The organism is Vibrio sp. OPT24, from assembly GCF_015163545.1.
Taxonomy (GTDB): domain Bacteria; phylum Pseudomonadota; class Gammaproteobacteria; order Enterobacterales; family Vibrionaceae; genus Vibrio; species Vibrio cyclitrophicus.
The window spans coordinates 56,878-73,041 of record NZ_JADDYI010000015.1 but is presented as its reverse complement, the minus strand read 5'-3'; the positions used below and the strand labels follow the sequence as shown (position 1 = coordinate 73,041).

The following is a 16,164-nucleotide window of genomic DNA, read 5'->3' as shown; positions in this document are numbered from 1 at the left end:
TTTATTGATAAAACATCAGTAAATTTAAAGGACTACACATGACATTGTGGAAACGCACATTAATCGCTATCGCATCGGCTTGTACTTTATCTGTAAGCTATGCTGCGCCAGTTGAACTCGATAGCGTAAAAGTGATCGTTAACGAAGGCGTAATTTTACAAAGCGATATCGACGCTTCAATGAAGACGTTACGTGCAAACGCGAAGAAAAGCGGTCAAACATTACCATCACAAGACGTGTTGAATGAGCAAGTTCTAGAAAAATTAATCATTGATACGATTCAAACTCAAGAAGCGGAACGTATTGGCGTTCGTATCGATGACGCTCGACTTGACCAGGCAATTGAAGGTATCGCGAAAGACAACAATCAAACGGTAGAGCAACTTACCGCATCGGTTGCAGAAGAGGGCCTTAGCTACAATGCATTCCGTGAGCAAGTAAGAAAAGAAATTGCAGCCAGTGAAGCTCGTAACGCCTTAGTTCGTCGCCGCATCAACATTCTTCCAGCTGAAGTCGATAACCTAGCAGACATCTTAGCGCAAGAAACTAACGCGACCGTTCAATACAAAATTGGACACATTCAACTTCGCTTTAACGATGACCAAACAAAGGAAGAGCTAGAAGCTCAAGCTAACGATTTAGTTGAAGAGCTAAACTCAGGTAAAGACTTCAGCACCATGGCTTATACTTACTCTAAAGGCCCGAAAGCACTACAAGGTGGTGATTGGGGTTGGATGCGAAAAGAAGAGATGCCAACCATTTTTGCAGACCAAATCAAAATGCAAAACAAAGGCAGCATTATCGGTCCTTTCCGCAGCGGTGTTGGCTTCCATATTTTAAAAATTGAAGACGTAAAAGGCTTAGAAACCGTTGCTGTTACCGAAGTTAATGCACGTCATATCCTGATTAAACCTACCGTAATCCTGAGTGATGATGGTGCCAAAGAACAACTTGAAGAAATCACTCGTCGCGTGAACGCTGGTGAAGCGACCTTTGGAGAGCTTGCTCAGCAGTACAGCCAAGACCCAGGTTCTGCAGTTCAAGATGGCGAACTAGGTTATCAAACGCCTGATTTATATGTTCCAGAGTTCAAACACCAAGTAGAAACTCTTCCTGAAGGGAAAATCAGCGCACCATTTAAAACGGTTCACGGTTGGCACATTGTTGAAGTATTAGACCGCAGAGAAGTTGATCGTACGGATTCTGCTTTGAAGAACAAAGCTTACCAAATACTATTTAACCGTAAGTTCAATGAAGAAGCTGGCGCTTGGCTACAAGAAGTAAGAGCAAGTGCCTTTGTTGAAATGGTTGAGGACGACCAAAATGACAACTAAACGCCTTGTCATTACCGCAGGTGAACCCGCAGGGATAGGTCCAGATTTAACTCTGGCTTTATCTCAAGAAAGTTGGCCTCATCAACTCGTGGTGTGTGCCGATAAAAATTTACTCGCACAGCGAGCGGAAATGTTAGGGATTGAAGTTGAGCTGTTGGATTACGACCCAATGGCGCCTAAGCAACCCCAACGCTCTGGTACTTTAGTAGTGAAACACGTTCCATTAGCTGAAAGCGCCATCGCAGGCCAACTCAACGAAGCTAACGGTCATTACGTATTAAATACTTTAGAAACCGCCGCAATTGGCTGTATGAATGACGAATTTGATGCTATTGTCACCGGCCCTGTTCACAAGGGTGTAATTAACCGAGCTGGCGTTGCTTTTAGCGGTCATACCGAGTTCTTTGCAGAGAAGTCCAATACACCACTCGTGGTGATGATGTTGGCAACTGAAGGGCTGCGTGTTGCATTAGTCACAACGCACATCCCACTAGCTTATGTATCTCAAGCTGTGACCGAAGACAGATTAGAGCAAATTATTGCGATTCTGAATAAAGATTTGGTCGAAAAGTTTGCAATAGAGAAACCAACTATCTACGTGTGTGGCTTAAACCCACATGCAGGTGAAGATGGTTGTTTAGGCCGTGAAGAAATAGAAACCATCACCCCTACGCTAGAAAAAATTCGCCAGAAAGATGGCATCAATTTAGTTGGCCCATTGCCAGCAGACACCATCTTTAATGAAAAATATTTGCAAGATGCAGATGCTGTTTTAGGTATGTATCACGACCAAGTACTCCCTGTATTGAAATACAAAGGGTTTGGTCGCTCAGTGAACATCACACTAGGCTTACCGTTTATTCGTACATCAGTCGATCACGGTACCGCCTTAGACTTGGCAGGGAAAGGCCAAGCCGATACAGGGAGCTTTAGAACAGCGCTCACGCACGCCATTGAATTAGTAGAGAAAAAGCAATGAGAAATGATGTCCACTTAGGGCACAAAGCGCGTAAACGTTTTGGTCAAAACTTCCTTAACGATCCATACATTATAGATGGCATCGTATCGAGTATTAACCCACTACCAGGCCAAAACTTGGTAGAAATTGGCCCTGGTCTTGGTGCTATTACAGAGCCTGTTGGCAAACTTGTCGATAAATTCACAGTAATTGAACTGGATAGAGATCTTGCTGAACGTCTGCGTAATCACCCTGATCTTGCTGAGAAGTTAACGATCTATGAAGGTGATGCAATGAAGTTCGATTTCGAACAACTTGTTAAGCCAAACAACAAGCTACGTATCTTCGGTAACTTGCCATACAACATCTCTACACCATTGATGTTCCATCTTTTTGAGTTCCATAAAGATGTGCAAGACATGCACTTTATGCTTCAAAAAGAAGTGGTGAACCGCCTAGCAGCAGGCCCTGGCACTAAAGCTTATGGTCGTCTAACAGTCATGGCTCAATACTACTGTAAAGTGACACCAGTGCTAGAAGTACCACCAACAGCATTCGTTCCGCCACCAAAAGTAGATTCTGCTGTCGTACGCCTTCAGCCATATGAAGTGCTGCCTTATCCGGCAAAAGATCTTAAATGGTTGGACCGCGTATGTCGCGAAGGTTTTAACCAACGTCGCAAGACAGTACGTAACTGCTACAAAAGCTTAATCAGTAAAGAGGTGCTTGAAGAGTTAGGGGTAAACCCTGGCATGCGCCCTGAAAACCTGACGCTCGAACAGTTTGTCGATATGGCGAACTGGTTGCATGACAGTCACAACACTGAAAAATAAGTCAAAAGGCTCCTACACTACGGTGAGGGGCCTGTTTTTTATGTAAAACTTTTATAGGGTCTTTTGCCCTTAGCATACCAACAACAAAAGGTGCGAATATGGATATATCTACGCCTTGTATCAAATGTCAGGTTCACTCTAAATACATAGAGGAACAATCTGAACCTACGAAGAACCGCTACGTCTTCGCTTACATCATTACCATCAAAAACCTCAGTAAAACAACGGTACAACTTATGTCACGTCGCTGGCTAATTACTGACTCCAACGGTAAACAACTCACTATTGAAGGTGATGGTGTGGTTGGGCAACAACCTGTGATTGAAGCCAACGATGAATATACTTACACCAGTGGTACCGTCATCGAAACTCCTGTGGGTGTTATGCAAGGTCATTATGTTATGACTGATCACAAAGGCATCGATTTCATAACTGAAGTCGACCCGTTCAGGCTCGCCATCCCTAACATTCTTAATTAGTACACACCTCTACTACTTACAGGAAATTATTTTGTCGAATTACATTGTCGGAGACATTCAAGGGTGCTTCGACGAACTTCAGTTGCTGCTTGAAACTATCAGTTTTGATAAACACAAAGATACTTTATGGGTCGCTGGTGATTTAGTCGCTCGAGGTCCTAAATCATTGGAGACACTACGCTTTATTCGCAACCTTGGTGACGCAGCTAAGGTTGTATTAGGCAATCATGACTTGCATCTACTTGCGGTTTCCTTAGGGCTATTTTCGGCTAAGCCAAAAGATAAAACTCAAACTATCCTTGATGCAGAAGATAGGGAGACGTTACTTGAGTGGCTAAGGCAACAACCTTTAATTCAGGAACATTCAGAGTTCGTAATGTCTCATGCAGGTATCTCACCGCAATGGGATCTAGAACGAGCACGTATCGAAAGCCGAGAAATAGCTGACTTATTAAAATCAGAACAATGGCAATGGCTTATCGAGAATATGTACAGCAATACGCCTGATTTATGGCATCAAGATTTAGAAGGCATTGAGCGCTATCGCTATGCGATCAACAGTCTGACTAGAATGCGATTTTGCTTTACTGATGGTCGACTTGATATGGCCTGTAAACTTCCACCAAACGAAATTACCGTTGAGCCTTTGGTACCTTGGTTTGACCTTACACAACGTATAGAACTGGATAAGACGGTTTTATTTGGACACTGGGCTGCATTAGAAGGCTACTCAGGGAAAGATGTGATTGGTTTAGACACAGGGTGTGTTTGGGGAGGACAATTGACGGCACTGCGCTGGGAAGACAGACAGTTTTTTACTCAAGAAGCACTATAAAAACACGAAAAAATCATGCTTGCGATATAGCTAAATAACTAAATAACTAAATAGCTAAATAGCTAAATAGCGCAAGCATGCATCAAGATATTACGACTTAAACCTCAATCTAACGTTCGAGAATAACAAACTCCATGTTGTGCTTATTCTTCTCATCCGATTGATAAGTCTCACTAAAAACTTGCTTCCAATCCTCTCCCCACTCAGGGAACTGAGTATCTCCATCAACAACGAAATCGATGTAAGTCAGGTACAGTTTGTCAGCTTTAGGTAAGCAACTCTCATAAATTGAACCGCCACCAATAATCATCACTTCATCAGCATCATTTAGCAGTTCTAATGCTTGTTCAATCGAAGTAACTGTCGTCACACCTTCAATCTCTAAGTTTTCATCGCGACTGATTACGACATTCAATCGACCAGGTAGAGGACGTCCAATAGATTCATAGGTCTTACGTCCCATCACGACCGGTTTACCCATGGTTGAGCGCTTAAACCATGCAAAGTCCGCAGGCAAATGCCAGGGCATCTGATTATCTTTACCGATTACACGATTGTCTGCCATTGCCGCTATCATACTGATGATCATAAATCGAAGGTCCTGTCCTTACTTGAGAGTGAAATTGAAGCTAGACGATAGGTCTACGGCGGTAGAATAACAGGCCGGGCACCGCTAAGCCAACCGCAAGCCCTGCGATAATAAACATCGATTTCAAAAAGTTCTCCATCAACAAAGCCAATAACTCCGGGTTGTATCCTGCCCGGTTAATTTCAACCATGGCAATCATCGCCTTAAAGGCAAACACACCAGGTACCATGGGAATCAGCGCTGCGACGGTAAACACTTTAGGGTGTGCCAAGAGCTTATGTGACCAATGGACTCCAATCATCCCTACCAATGTAGCCGCGAAGAACGTCGCCCACTCAATAGGTATGCCGAAATGCATCATTAAATAACGGCTACCGTGGCCAATAGACCCTCCGAGAGCACAGTAGATCAACGCACGTTGTGGTACGTTAAAGACCAATGCAAAGCCGACGGCAGGTATCGCCGCAAAAAACATATCGTTCAGAAGGCCTACCAATAATTCAAAGATAGTCATTAGCTTGCCCACCCCCACACGTCTGAAAGGCTCATCGCTGCAACAATACCTAAGCTTGTCGCTAGGGTTAATAGACTGGCCATGGTAAAACGAGCCAACCCCATATTGATGTGGCCTTTAAGCATATCCGCAACAGAGTTAATCAAGGGAAAACCGGGCACTAGCATCAATACTGACGAAGCCATCACGATGGTGGGTTGACCACCAATATTGTAGAGCACCGCCTGAGCAGAGATGGTCGTAGTAACGAATGCCGTAATGGCAAAATTTAGTAGTGGGTTAAAGTGACGGTGACCAATCTCTTGTCTTACGATCATGCCGCAAGCGGATGCAATAAAGGTCATGATGAACACGTGCCAATCGCCGCCAGCAAGATGACTAAAAGAAGCACATGATAATCCAATCATCACTACAACCAGCCAACGGTTATAACGTTCAGGGCTGATCCCTTGGATCTTCTTGTAAGCTAAATCATAATCAAGAATCCCTTTCTCCATCATGATACAAACACGTTGAATCTCTGTTATCACCTGCATATTAATGCCACGATCAGCACAGCTTCTAGTTGTCGTTATACAATGGTCATCCATTACTGTTGTCACGACCAACGCATTGGCTGACAGTGCAACTTCAACCTCATTCACCCCACAAGCGATACCGATACGGCGCATAATATCGCCGACTAATGTGCTCTCTGCACCATGTGCTAATAACATTTGTCCTGATTGAGCGACGAGTCTTGAGATCGCTCTTTGCTTCGATGCCATGATTTCCTTCCCATAGGCGTTAATTATCTAAAGATAAATTTTGCATAAAAAATAGCGAGACGTCATGATTTAGATACAAAAAAACCGCAATTTTCATTGCGGTTTAATAAAACTATCAGCGTATCTTAGAAAAAGTGACTAAAGTGCGCATAAGAAACAGCGAGGATTAGTCACGAACGTAGATAACATGACCGTCATCTTCTTCGTCATCCCAATCATCCCAGTCGTCGTCATCTTCAGTTACGACGTTCTTACCGCTCATTGCATCTTTATGGTAGTCATCCCACATAAAGTTAACTTTTTCTTCTTCTTCAATTGCTTCAACTTCACGAGGTAGGTTCTCCATGAACTCACCCAGTTTAAAGCAAAGATCTTTAGTGCCGATTTTGTTCACTGCAGAGATCTTGAAGTACTCGCCTTCCCAACCCAAAGCTTCAACGATTTCTTGAATTTTTTCATCAGCTTCTTCTTCAGGCATTAAGTCAACTTTGTTAAACACTAACCAACGTGGTTTCTGTGCAACTTTTTCACTGTATTGCTCAAGCTCATCAATGATCGTCAATGCATTCTGAATAGGATCAGAGCCGTCAATCGGCAGAATATCGATCATATGCAGAAGAACACGACAACGCTCAAGGTGTTTCAAGAAGCGAATACCAAGGCCTGCGCCATCAGCTGCGCCTTCGATTAGACCAGGAATGTCGGCAACAACGAAACTCTTCTCAGGAACGACACTCACCACACCCAAACTTGGGATCAACGTAGTAAATGGGTAATCAGCCACTTTTGGTTTCGCAGCAGATACTGAGCGAATAAAGGTAGATTTACCTGCATTTGGTAAGCCAAGCATACCAACATCAGCCAATAGAAGAAGCTCTAAGCGTAGTTCTCGAACTTCGCCTTTAGTACCCATTGTCTTTTGACGAGGAGCACGGTTAACAGACGACTTAAAGCGCGTGTTACCAAGACCATGCCAACCACCTTTACCAACCATTACTTTCTTGCCGTGTTCAGCAACTTCAGCAACGATTTCATTAGTGTGAATGTCAACAGCACGAGTACCTACAGGTACTTTCAGTGTAATATCTTTACCACGTTTACCAGTACAGTTGCCACCGCGGCCATTCTCGCCACGTTCAGCGCTGTAAAAACGTTGGAAACGATAATCGATCAGTGTATTTAAGTTTTCATCAGCTTGAATGTAAACATCACCGCCGTCACCACCATCACCGCCATCAGGACCACCTTTAGCAACGAATTTTTCGCGCCAAAAGCTGACTGTACCATTACCGCCATCACCGGCTTCTATTTTTACTGATGCTTCATCAACGAATTTCATTTTTTAACTCCGCACTTACGTTGCGTTACCACTCATCAAGGAGTGATATAAATTCTAGCAGATCCGAGTTTAGATCGATCACCTAAGATCTAGATCGATCTGCAATCAAGGAACAAATAAGGAGAGGTTCTTTGCTTTACGTGTTTTAAAAACCAAGCTGCTTTTTAAAAACCGAACTGTTTATCAAAAAGCCATACAGCTTCTCAAAACCCAAGCCAGAGCGTCTACTTTTTTATTCTCGCTATAAATAAAAAACCCTGCCGAATCGGCAGGGCTTTTGAATTCAGCTTGAAAGCTAGTATAAATAATCTAGTTAAAGATTAAATTACTCAGCTTCGATGCTTACAAACTTGCGGTTTTTAGGACCTTTTACTGCAAATTTCACTTTACCTTCAGTAAGAGCGAAAAGAGTATGGTCTTTACCGATGCCAACGTTTGTGCCAGCGTGGAATTTAGTACCACGTTGACGAACGATGATGTTACCTGCAAGAACAGATTCACCACCAAAACGCTTAACACCAAGACGTTTGCTTTCTGAATCGCGGCCGTTATTAGTAGAACCGCCAGCTTTTTTATGTGCCATTGTTAAACTCTCCTAATACTTAAGCGTTAATGCCAGTGATTTTCACTTCTGTGAACCACTGACGGTGACCAGCTTGCTTGCGAGAGTGCTTACGACGACGGAACTTAACGATTTTTACTTTATCGCCACGACCGTGTTGTACTACTTCCGCAGTAACCTTACCACCTTCTACAAGAGGTGCACCAACAGCGATTTCTTCGCCGTTAGCAACAAGAAGAACTTTATCAAATTCAACAGTTGCACCAGTTTCAACGTCTAATTTCTCTAAACGAAGTGTTTGACCTTCGCTTACTCGGTGTTGTTTGCCACCAGATTGGAAAACAGCGTACATATTTTACTCCGCTTTTTCCGCACAGCCTATGGTTGTTAATTGTACAACTCGGGTGTGCGCTAAACTAATCAATAGGGCGCAGATTCTACGGGAATCATGGCGCTATGACAAGCCATATTTTTAAAATATTGGCGAAAACATGTTCGCCAAAGAAAAGTGCGGCAATGATGCCCTTAAGTGATGTATTAATCAACGTTTTTTAGTGTATTATTCAACAATTAAATACAACGTATAAGCCTTACAGGGTCTAACTTCAGCCGGATGAACAATGGATTTTAAAGCTATCCAAACGCTTACTGCCAATGATATGGCAAAAGTGAATGAAACAATTCAAGCCCAACTTAATTCTGACGTAAGTTTAATCAACCAGCTTGGTTTTTATATCGTTAGCGGCGGTGGCAAACGCCTACGTCCTTTGCTTGCTCTTTTATCTGCTCGTGCTCTTGGTTATCAAGGTGAAGCTCATATCACCTCTGCGGCCTTTATTGAATTTATTCACACAGCAACTTTGCTTCATGATGATGTCGTCGACGAATCGGACATGCGACGTGGTAAAGCGACAGCCAATGCTGCTTTCGGTAATGCCGCTAGCGTTTTAGTTGGAGATTTTATTTACACTCGCTCATTCCAGATGATGACAACGCTAGGATCTTTAAAGATCCTCGAGCTAATGAGTGAAGCGGTAAACGTGATTGCCGAGGGTGAAGTTCAACAATTGATGAACTGTAACAACCCCGACACCACAGAAGAAAGCTACATGCAAGTCATCTACTCTAAGACAGCTCGCCTGTTTGAAGCTGCAACACAAATCGGCGCAATTCTCACAGAGTCGTCACCTGAAATCGAAACAGCAATGCAGAACTACGGTAAATATCTAGGTACCGCATTCCAACTGATTGATGATGTGATGGATTACACAGCTGATGGTAAAGAGATGGGTAAGAACGTTGGTGACGATCTTGCCGAAGGCAAACCAACACTGCCTCTACTTTACGCAATGCATAATGGCTCTCCAGAACAAGCAAGTATGATTCGTGAGGCTATTGAAAAAGCCAATGGCATGGAACGTCTTGACGATATTATGGCTGTTATGAAAGAAACAGGTTCTTTGGAGTACACTACAAATAAAGCTTATGAAGAAGCAGATAAAGCCATAACTGAGCTTGCTGTGCTTCCTGACTCAGAATATAAGCAAGCATTAATTACGCTCGCACATCTTGCTGTTAAACGTAGTAAGTGATTCCGACGTCATTAGCAGTAGAATAACGACACGCTATAAATAGACAAAAGAGCCTCAGGGCTCTTTTTTGGTTTTAACGTCTTGTGCGAGTTAAAGCCAATCAATATCTGCTCGACTTTAGAGATAACGGCTGCTCAGTTTCAATTTCTTCAAGCTCAGCCATTGGCACTGCGTACTGGAATTGTCCGCTGTAAGTCTCCACTAGGGCAAATTGTTCTTGTTCATCAATAACCAATATTTTCCCCAAACGCCCTAAATATTCGACATTCATTCCTTTTTGAACACTAGACATAACTTTTCCTCTAACTTAGCTATAGAGACCGTTACGAATCGCTTGAGCTAAAGGATCAAAAAAGCCGATCACAAGGATCGGCTTTCGTTAACTGTCTTTTTAGCAGAGTTTAGTTATCTATCACTTATTTAGCGAATTCAACACCAATCTCAATATCGCCATTTAACGTTTCTAGCATGCTGTCTAGTGCGTTGCGTTCGAAGTCGCTCAACTCACCGTAGCTAAGGATCGCTTCTGCGCCCTCTTTGCCAAGTTTAACTGGTTGTGCGAAGAATGGTGCGTGCTCGCCTTCGCCTTCAACGTATGCACACTCAATCACGTTCTCTTCGCCTTGAAGCGCTTTCACTAGAGCAAGACCGAAGCGACAAGCCGCTTGACCCATAGATAGAGTAGCACTACCGCCACCCGCTTTAGCTTCAACAACTTCAGTACCTGCGTTTTGGATACGAGTCGTTAGCGCTGCGATCTCTTCATCAGTGAACTCTACGCCTTCAACTTGAGAAAGAAGAGGAAGGATCGTAACACCTGAGTGACCGCCGATAACAGGAACACGAACATCGCCTGGATCTTTATCTTTAAGCTCAGCAACGAACGTTTCAGAACGAATCACATCAAGAGTCGTAATACCGAATAAACGACGCTTGTCGTAAACGCCCGCTTTCTTAAGTACTTCAGCAGCGATTGGCACTGTTGTGTTTACTGGGTTAGTAATGATACCAACACAAGCTGTAGGACAAGTAACTGCAATTTTCTCAGCTAGAGACTTAACAATGCCAGCATTAACATTGAAAAGATCCGCACGATCCATACCAGGCTTACGAGCTACGCCCGCAGAAATAAGTACAACATCCGCACCTTCTAGTGCTGGTGTTGGATCTTCGCCCGCATAACCTTTGATCGAAACAGGGGTTGGGATATGGCTAAGATCGGCAGCTACACCCGGTGTTACCGGTGCAATGTCGTAAAGTGCAAGATCTGAACCAGCAGGTAGACGGTTCTTAAGTAATAGGGCTAGGGCTTGACCGATGCCACCAGCGGCACCAATAACAGCTACTTTCATTGTTATTCTCCTTGAGAGCTTTCTCTTATAAATTCTTTGTAGGGTAGTTCTTGAGCTAGATTAAGGCTAAAAAGCTAAATTATCGTTAAAAAACTATATTAATCACAAAGTGATTACAATCAATTAACGCCAGCTTTGCGACTTCGCGCAAGTCAATAAAACCGTGCTACACAGCGAGTTCGCATTATGGCGATAATCGACTGAAATAACAAAATAACTCGTCGCAAATAACACATTATTCTATTAAAAATTTACAGTGATATGACTAACAAATTACTGGGATACTTTGGCTAAAATTGAATATGTATGCGAGAATATGCAAATATCTTTGTTAATGAATAAGAATGACATATGCGCAATACAGAAAAACAAGACAACTTAGTTCGCGCTTTTAAAGCTCTATTAAAAGAAGAACGTTTTGGTTCGCAAGGTGAAATTGTTGACGCCCTCAAACACGAAGGTTTTGAAAGCATCAACCAATCCAAAGTTTCGCGTATGTTAACCAAGTTTGGTGCTGTTCGAACTCGCAATGCAAAAATGGAGATGGTTTACTGCCTTCCAGCTGAACTTGGTGTTCCGACAGTTTCTAGCTCTTTAAGAGAGTTAGTACTAGATATTGACCACAACAATGCATTAGTTGTGATACACACAGGCCCTGGTGCTGCACAACTTATCGCTCGTTTATTAGACTCATTAGGTAAGTCAGAAGGCATACTGGGTGTAGTCGCAGGCGATGATACAATCTTCATCACCCCAACCTTGACGGTCACCACTAAGCAATTGTTCGATTCAGTATGCGAACTGTTTGAATACGCTGGCTAATTGTTCCCGGTTTCATAACTATCAACCGTACTAATGGATCATGAATATCTATTTACTTCGTGATCCAAATCACATCCTAGAATATATCCCCCCTCCCCCTGTTATCTACACTAAACCATTGATTTTAAAAAAATCAGTAGCAAATTAAACACGATATCTAAGCCTCATTTGTTAGATTTATTAGCTATATCTTTTAACATTCGAGTAATTTTCTGCCAATTTTTGATATTATTCAGACACTTTTTCATCACATGGATTGAAAAAGGTGCCGTTTCCAAATAGGAAACTCCAGAAACAACTACACTTGTTTCAGGGTTAATAATGAATAAAGGAAGGGAAATTCATGGCATTTACCAAACTGATTAAAGTTGGTGCTATTGCAGCTGCTGTAATGGGCGCTGGCGCAGTTAACGCTCAAGAGTTCATCACAATTGGTACTGGTTCAGTTACAGGTGTTTACTACCCAACTGGCGGTGCAATTTGTAAGCTAGTGAACAAGGGCCGCAAAGACCACAACATCCGTTGTTCTGTAGAGTCTACTGGTGGTTCAATCTACAACGTTAACACCATCCGTGCTGGTGAACTTGATTTCGGTGTTGTTCAATCGGACTGGCAATACCACGGCTACAACGGTACAAGTAAGTTCAAAGATCAGGGCGAATACAAGAAACTTCGCGCTATGTTCTCTCTACATACAGAACCGTTCAACATCATCGCTCGCACCGATGCTGGTATCAACAATGTTGCTGACCTTGCTGGCAAGCGTGTAAACATTGGGAATCCAGGCTCTGGTGATCGTGCAACCATGGGTGTTGTAATGGACGCTATGGGTTGGACTAACGACAGCTTCAAGCTTGCTTCTGAACTAAAAGGTTCTGAGCGCTCGCAAGCACTTTGTGATAACAAGATTGATGCATTCATCTACATGGTTGGTCACCCGAACGGATCAATCAAAGAAGCAACAACGTCTTGTGATGCAAAACTGGTTTCAGCAACAGGTCCACAGATCGACAAGATCGTAGCTGAAAACCCATACTACGCTTACAGCACAGTTCCTGCTGGCATGTACCGTGGTACAGACGCTGACGTAAACAGCTTTGGTGTTGCTGCAACAATGGTAACGACTTCAGACGTTTCTGAAGAAGTTGCATACAACGTTGCTAAGGCAGTATTTGAAAACTTCGCTACATTCAAACGCCTGCACCCAGCATTTGCTAACTTGAAGAAAGAAGACATGGTTAAAGCGGGTATCTCTATCCCACTTCACCCTGGCGCAGTAAAATACTACAAAGAAGTAGGTCTTCTAAAGTAACTCTACTTTAAGCTTACTCTACCAATAAGGAGGCATGCCCTCCTTATTGGCTTTTCACGTTTATAAAAATAACCCAAGTGAAAAGAGCAAACCTTTAAGTTTCTCCAATTTGGAGAACTTACCTTCGTATCAAGCCTAAGACAAAGACGAACAAAAACGCATTTACCTGTCAGTTCACTACACTAGATAAGGGATAAATAATGTCTCGTTGTTCGTAAGAAAGGCAGACCATCAATAAAAGGATAAAGTACATGACGCAGACAACAACACCGTCTCCAGATGTGCAAGAAATGGTGGCACAATCAGATACTGGTGCGCGTAGCCCTCACGGTATCCAAGGCCGTATTTTATGGTTTGTGCCTCTATGTTGGTCACTGTTCCAACTTTGGTATGCATCTCCGCTGCCGTTCATTTTTAACTTCGCAATTTTAAACGACACTGAAGCTCGAGCAATTCACCTTACGTTTGCTATTTTCCTAGCCTTTACCGCTTATCCAGCCATGAAAAATTCGCCTCGGGATCGCATCCCTGCTGTCGACTGGATATTAGCGCTTGTTGGTAGCTTTTCAGCTTCTTATATCTATATTTTCTACACTGAACTCGCTGAACGTTCGGGCGCACCAACAACATTTGATATTATTGCGGCCGTTTTCGGAATGATTCTACTGCTTGAAGCAACACGACGCGCTTTAGGTCCACCTCTTATGGTTGTGGCAGCAGTATTCCTACTTTACACCTTTGGCGGCCCTCACATGCCAGACGTTATTGCCCACAAAGGTGCGAGCCTAAACAAGGCAATGTCGCACCTGTGGCTAACAACTGAAGGTGTATTCGGTGTTGCACTTGGCGTATCAACATCATTTGTATTCTTGTTTGTACTGTTTGGTGCAATGCTAGAACGAGCAGGCGCCGGCGCGTACTTTATCAAAGTCGCGTTTTCCTTACTTGGCCACATGAAAGGCGGCCCAGCGAAAGCAGCCGTTGTCGCTTCTGGCCTATCCGGCCTGGTTTCAGGCTCATCTATCGCCAACGTGGTAACCACAGGTACCTTTACTATCCCGCTAATGAAGCGTGTCGGTTTCCCAGGTACTAAAGCAGGTGCGGTAGAAGTCGCGGCTTCAACGAATGGTCAATTAACACCACCTATCATGGGTGCAGCAGCCTTCTTGATGGTTGAGTATGTGGGTATTTCTTACGTAGAAGTAATCAAAGCAGCACTATTGCCCGCTCTAATCTCTTACATCGCTCTGATTTACATCGTTCACTTAGAAGCATGTAAAGCGGGCATGACTGGCTTACCTCGCCGTCACACACCGACACTTGTACAAAGCCTACTTTCCTTCACGGGTACCATTCTTGGGCTATGTGTGATTAGCGCTGCGGTTTATTACGGTGTAGGTTGGACAAAAGATGTCTTTGGCGATGCTGCAACACCAATCGTGACAGTAGCGCTATTGATCGCTTATGTTGCCCTCGTTCGCGTATCAGCAAAGTACGCCGCTGAAGGCGGCATGGAAATCGATGCTGAGCTTACTGAGGTTCCAGACCCAGGCCCAACGATTAAATCAGGTCTTCACTTCTTACTACCGATTGTCGTACTAGTATGGTGTCTAACCGTTGAGCGCTTCTCTCCGGGTCTATCTGCATTTTGGGCAACAGTTTTCATGATCTTCATTTTGATCACTCAGCGTCCTTTGATGACTCTGATGAACAAATCGAACGATCTTGCAGAACAAACCAAAGCGGGCTTCGTTGACCTCGCAGAGAGCTTGGTTTCAGGCGCACGTAACATGATCGGTATCGGCGTAGCAACAGCGGCTGCTGGTACCGTTGTAGGTGTAGTAACTCTGACCGGTATCGGCCTTGTTATGACCGATTTCGTTGAATTTATCTCAGGCGGTAGCATCATTCTTATGCTGTTGTTTACCGCGGTAATCAGCTTAATCTTAGGTATGGGCTTACCAACCACAGCGAACTACATTGTTGTTTCAACCTTGATGGCTCCGGTCATTGTTACCCTGGGCGCAGCACACGGCCTAATCATTCCATTGATTGCGGTTCACTTGTTTGTGTTCTACTTCGGTATTCTTGCGGATGATACACCTCCAGTAGGTTTGGCAGCCTTTGCTGCCGCCGCGATTGCGAAATCAGACCCAATTCGCACTGGTATTCAAGGTTTTACCTACGATATCCGGACCGCGATATTGCCATTCATGTTTATTTTCAACACCCAACTACTGTTAATGGGGATTGATTCTTGGTGGCACTTAGCGCTGACTATCTTCTCCTCTGTTACTGCAGTACTTATCTTTGCAGCAGCAACACAAGGATGGTGGTTTACTAAGAACAAGTGGTGGGAAACATTACTGCTGTTGATTCTAACCTTCTCTTTCTTCCGCCCTGGTTTCTGGTGGGACATGATCTATCCAGAGAAAGTTCTTTCACCAGGAGTTGAGATCGCTCAAATCACAGAGAATCTATCTGTGGGACAATCACTTGAATTGAGAGTAGGTGGTGAAAACTTAGAAGGTAACTATTCTGAGAAGACAGTTCGCCTTCCGTTTGAAGATTCTGCAACAACAAGTGAAGACCGTATTGCTTCAATGGGCTTAATGCTGACACAAGCTGACGACAAAATGATTGTTGATATGGTTGAGTTCGGTAGCCCTGCAGAAGCCGCTGGTATTGACTTTGATTGGGAAATTAAATCCGTTATCCAAGATGCAGATCGACCAATGAAAGAGTGGGTGTTCTTGCCTGCCCTACTGATTTTGATTGGTTTAGCAATGAACCAAAGAAGGCGTGCTCGTAAGGATGAGATTAGCGCGTAATGGATAGAGCCAAGTAGCGCTCTACTCTATTTGGCTTTTTTACTA

17 protein-coding genes are annotated in these 16,164 nt (G+C 43.5%); 9 read left to right on the top strand and 8 right to left on the bottom strand.

All coding sequences use genetic code 11. The features are described from left to right. Nucleotides 1–38 precede the first annotated feature (38 nt). The 5 genes from surA (at nucleotide 39) to IQO02_RS03920 (ending at nucleotide 4,439) form a co-directional block, all read left to right on the top strand. Nucleotides 39–1,334, top strand: coding sequence for a peptidylprolyl isomerase SurA (gene surA, locus IQO02_RS03940; RefSeq protein ID WP_010434450.1), 1,296 nt, complete (start codon nucleotides 39–41; stop codon nucleotides 1,332–1,334). Beyond that, the gene (gene pdxA, locus IQO02_RS03935; protein ID WP_016767782.1) at nucleotides 1,324–2,313 is read left to right on the top strand and encodes a 4-hydroxythreonine-4-phosphate dehydrogenase PdxA; all 990 of its coding nucleotides are present in this window, start codon (nucleotides 1,324–1,326) and stop codon (nucleotides 2,311–2,313) included. Before surA ends, pdxA begins: the two co-directional genes overlap by 11 nt. Beyond that, nucleotides 2,310–3,125 (top strand): 16S rRNA (adenine(1518)-N(6)/adenine(1519)-N(6))-dimethyltransferase RsmA, encoded by an 816-nt coding sequence (rsmA, locus tag IQO02_RS03930; RefSeq protein WP_010434444.1) that lies wholly within the window; start codon nucleotides 2,310–2,312, stop codon nucleotides 3,123–3,125. Before pdxA ends, rsmA begins: the two co-directional genes overlap by 4 nt. Nucleotides 3,126–3,223: 98 nt before the next feature. Next, nucleotides 3,224–3,604, top strand: coding sequence for a Co2+/Mg2+ efflux protein ApaG (gene apaG, locus IQO02_RS03925; protein ID WP_016767783.1), 381 nt, complete (start codon nucleotides 3,224–3,226; stop codon nucleotides 3,602–3,604). 31 nt (nucleotides 3,605–3,635) lie between these two features. Next, complete coding sequence (locus tag IQO02_RS03920; protein ID WP_016767784.1) at nucleotides 3,636–4,439, top strand: symmetrical bis(5'-nucleosyl)-tetraphosphatase; 804 nt, start codon at nucleotides 3,636–3,638, stop codon at nucleotides 4,437–4,439. A 109-nt stretch (nucleotides 4,440–4,548) separates the two neighbouring features. On the opposite strand, the gene folA is transcribed toward IQO02_RS03920, so the two are convergent. From folA to rplU, 6 genes are all read right to left on the bottom strand, one after another. Then, nucleotides 4,549–5,028: a type 3 dihydrofolate reductase gene (folA, locus tag IQO02_RS03915; protein WP_016792997.1), complete on the bottom strand. Its 480-nt coding sequence runs from the start codon at nucleotides 5,026–5,028 to the stop codon at nucleotides 4,549–4,551. Nucleotides 5,029–5,068: 40 nt separating this feature from the next. After that, entirely contained in the window at nucleotides 5,069–5,542 is a 474-nt protein-coding gene (locus tag IQO02_RS03910) for a threonine/serine exporter family protein (RefSeq protein WP_016767785.1), read from the bottom strand. Beyond that, on the bottom strand, nucleotides 5,542–6,309 hold the full coding sequence (locus IQO02_RS03905; protein WP_010434431.1) for a threonine/serine exporter family protein: 768 nt from the start codon (nucleotides 6,307–6,309) through the stop codon (nucleotides 5,542–5,544). Before IQO02_RS03905 ends, IQO02_RS03910 begins: the two co-directional genes overlap by 1 nt. A 166-nt stretch (nucleotides 6,310–6,475) precedes the next feature. Further along, nucleotides 6,476–7,648 carry an Obg family GTPase CgtA gene (cgtA, locus tag IQO02_RS03900; RefSeq protein WP_010434429.1) on the bottom strand — a complete coding sequence of 391 codons (1,173 nt, stop codon included), beginning with the start codon at nucleotides 7,646–7,648 and terminating at the stop codon, nucleotides 6,476–6,478. 325 nt (nucleotides 7,649–7,973) lie between these two features. Continuing rightward, a complete protein-coding gene (gene rpmA / locus IQO02_RS03895) occupies nucleotides 7,974–8,231 on the bottom strand; it encodes a 50S ribosomal protein L27 (RefSeq protein WP_004735905.1) in 258 nt (85 codons plus the stop codon). Nucleotides 8,232–8,250: 19 nt separating this feature from the next. Further along, a complete protein-coding gene (rplU, locus tag IQO02_RS03890) occupies nucleotides 8,251–8,562 on the bottom strand; it encodes a 50S ribosomal protein L21 (protein WP_004740823.1) in 312 nt (103 codons plus the stop codon). 268 nt (nucleotides 8,563–8,830) lie between these two features. On the opposite strand from rplU, the gene ispB reads away from it, so the two are divergent. Next, nucleotides 8,831–9,802: an octaprenyl diphosphate synthase gene (gene ispB / locus IQO02_RS03885; RefSeq protein WP_016789716.1), complete on the top strand. Its 972-nt coding sequence runs from the start codon at nucleotides 8,831–8,833 to the stop codon at nucleotides 9,800–9,802. A 100-nt stretch (nucleotides 9,803–9,902) separates the two neighbouring features. On the opposite strand, the gene IQO02_RS03880 is transcribed toward ispB, so the two are convergent. Together IQO02_RS03880 and mdh are read right to left on the bottom strand one after the other, a co-directional pair. Beyond that, on the bottom strand, nucleotides 9,903–10,094 hold the full coding sequence (locus tag IQO02_RS03880; RefSeq protein WP_016792996.1) for a hypothetical protein: 192 nt from the start codon (nucleotides 10,092–10,094) through the stop codon (nucleotides 9,903–9,905). A gap of 124 nt (nucleotides 10,095–10,218) precedes the next feature. Beyond that, on the bottom strand, nucleotides 10,219–11,154 hold the full coding sequence (gene mdh / locus IQO02_RS03875) for a malate dehydrogenase (RefSeq protein WP_010434414.1): 936 nt from the start codon (nucleotides 11,152–11,154) through the stop codon (nucleotides 10,219–10,221). Between the two features lie 351 nt (nucleotides 11,155–11,505). Here mdh and argR point away from each other — a divergent pair, with 351 nt between their 5' ends. From argR to IQO02_RS03860, 3 genes are all read left to right on the top strand, one after another. Further along, nucleotides 11,506–11,976 (top strand): transcriptional regulator ArgR, encoded by a 471-nt coding sequence (argR, locus tag IQO02_RS03870; protein ID WP_010434411.1) that lies wholly within the window; start codon nucleotides 11,506–11,508, stop codon nucleotides 11,974–11,976. 343 nt (nucleotides 11,977–12,319) lie between these two features. Beyond that, nucleotides 12,320–13,288 (top strand): TAXI family TRAP transporter solute-binding subunit, encoded by a 969-nt coding sequence (locus IQO02_RS03865; RefSeq protein WP_010434410.1) that lies wholly within the window; start codon nucleotides 12,320–12,322, stop codon nucleotides 13,286–13,288. Between the two features lie 251 nt (nucleotides 13,289–13,539). Next, nucleotides 13,540–16,119 carry a TRAP transporter permease gene (locus IQO02_RS03860; protein WP_016796055.1) on the top strand — a complete coding sequence of 860 codons (2,580 nt, stop codon included), beginning with the start codon at nucleotides 13,540–13,542 and terminating at the stop codon, nucleotides 16,117–16,119. The last annotated feature ends 45 nt before the right edge of the window (nucleotides 16,120–16,164 follow it).

Excerpts from the sequence above, each read along its gene's own strand:
- surA (WP_010434450.1), top strand. The coding sequence starts at position 39 with ATGACATTGTGGAAACGCACATTAATCGCTATCGCATCGGCTTGTACT.
- pdxA (WP_016767782.1), top strand. The coding sequence starts at position 1,324 with ATGACAACTAAACGCCTTGTCATTACCGCAGGTGAACCCGCAGGGATA.
- rsmA (WP_010434444.1), top strand. The coding sequence starts at position 2,310 with ATGAGAAATGATGTCCACTTAGGGCACAAAGCGCGTAAACGTTTTGGT.
- apaG (WP_016767783.1), top strand. The coding sequence starts at position 3,224 with ATGGATATATCTACGCCTTGTATCAAATGTCAGGTTCACTCTAAATAC.
- folA (WP_016792997.1), bottom strand. The coding sequence starts at position 5,028 with ATGATCATCAGTATGATAGCGGCAATGGCAGACAATCGTGTAATCGGT.
- IQO02_RS03910 (WP_016767785.1), bottom strand. The coding sequence starts at position 5,542 with ATGACTATCTTTGAATTATTGGTAGGCCTTCTGAACGATATGTTTTTT.
- IQO02_RS03905 (WP_010434431.1), bottom strand. The coding sequence starts at position 6,309 with ATGGCATCGAAGCAAAGAGCGATCTCAAGACTCGTCGCTCAATCAGGA.
- cgtA (WP_010434429.1), bottom strand. The coding sequence starts at position 7,648 with ATGAAATTCGTTGATGAAGCATCAGTAAAAATAGAAGCCGGTGATGGC.
- rpmA (WP_004735905.1), bottom strand. The coding sequence starts at position 8,231 with ATGGCACATAAAAAAGCTGGCGGTTCTACTAATAACGGCCGCGATTCA.
- rplU (WP_004740823.1), bottom strand. The coding sequence starts at position 8,562 with ATGTACGCTGTTTTCCAATCTGGTGGCAAACAACACCGAGTAAGCGAA.
- ispB (WP_016789716.1), top strand. The coding sequence starts at position 8,831 with ATGGATTTTAAAGCTATCCAAACGCTTACTGCCAATGATATGGCAAAA.
- IQO02_RS03880 (WP_016792996.1), bottom strand. The coding sequence starts at position 10,094 with ATGTCTAGTGTTCAAAAAGGAATGAATGTCGAATATTTAGGGCGTTTG.
- mdh (WP_010434414.1), bottom strand. The coding sequence starts at position 11,154 with ATGAAAGTAGCTGTTATTGGTGCCGCTGGTGGCATCGGTCAAGCCCTA.
- argR (WP_010434411.1), top strand. The coding sequence starts at position 11,506 with ATGCGCAATACAGAAAAACAAGACAACTTAGTTCGCGCTTTTAAAGCT.
- IQO02_RS03865 (WP_010434410.1), top strand. The coding sequence starts at position 12,320 with ATGGCATTTACCAAACTGATTAAAGTTGGTGCTATTGCAGCTGCTGTA.
- IQO02_RS03860 (WP_016796055.1), top strand. The coding sequence starts at position 13,540 with ATGACGCAGACAACAACACCGTCTCCAGATGTGCAAGAAATGGTGGCA.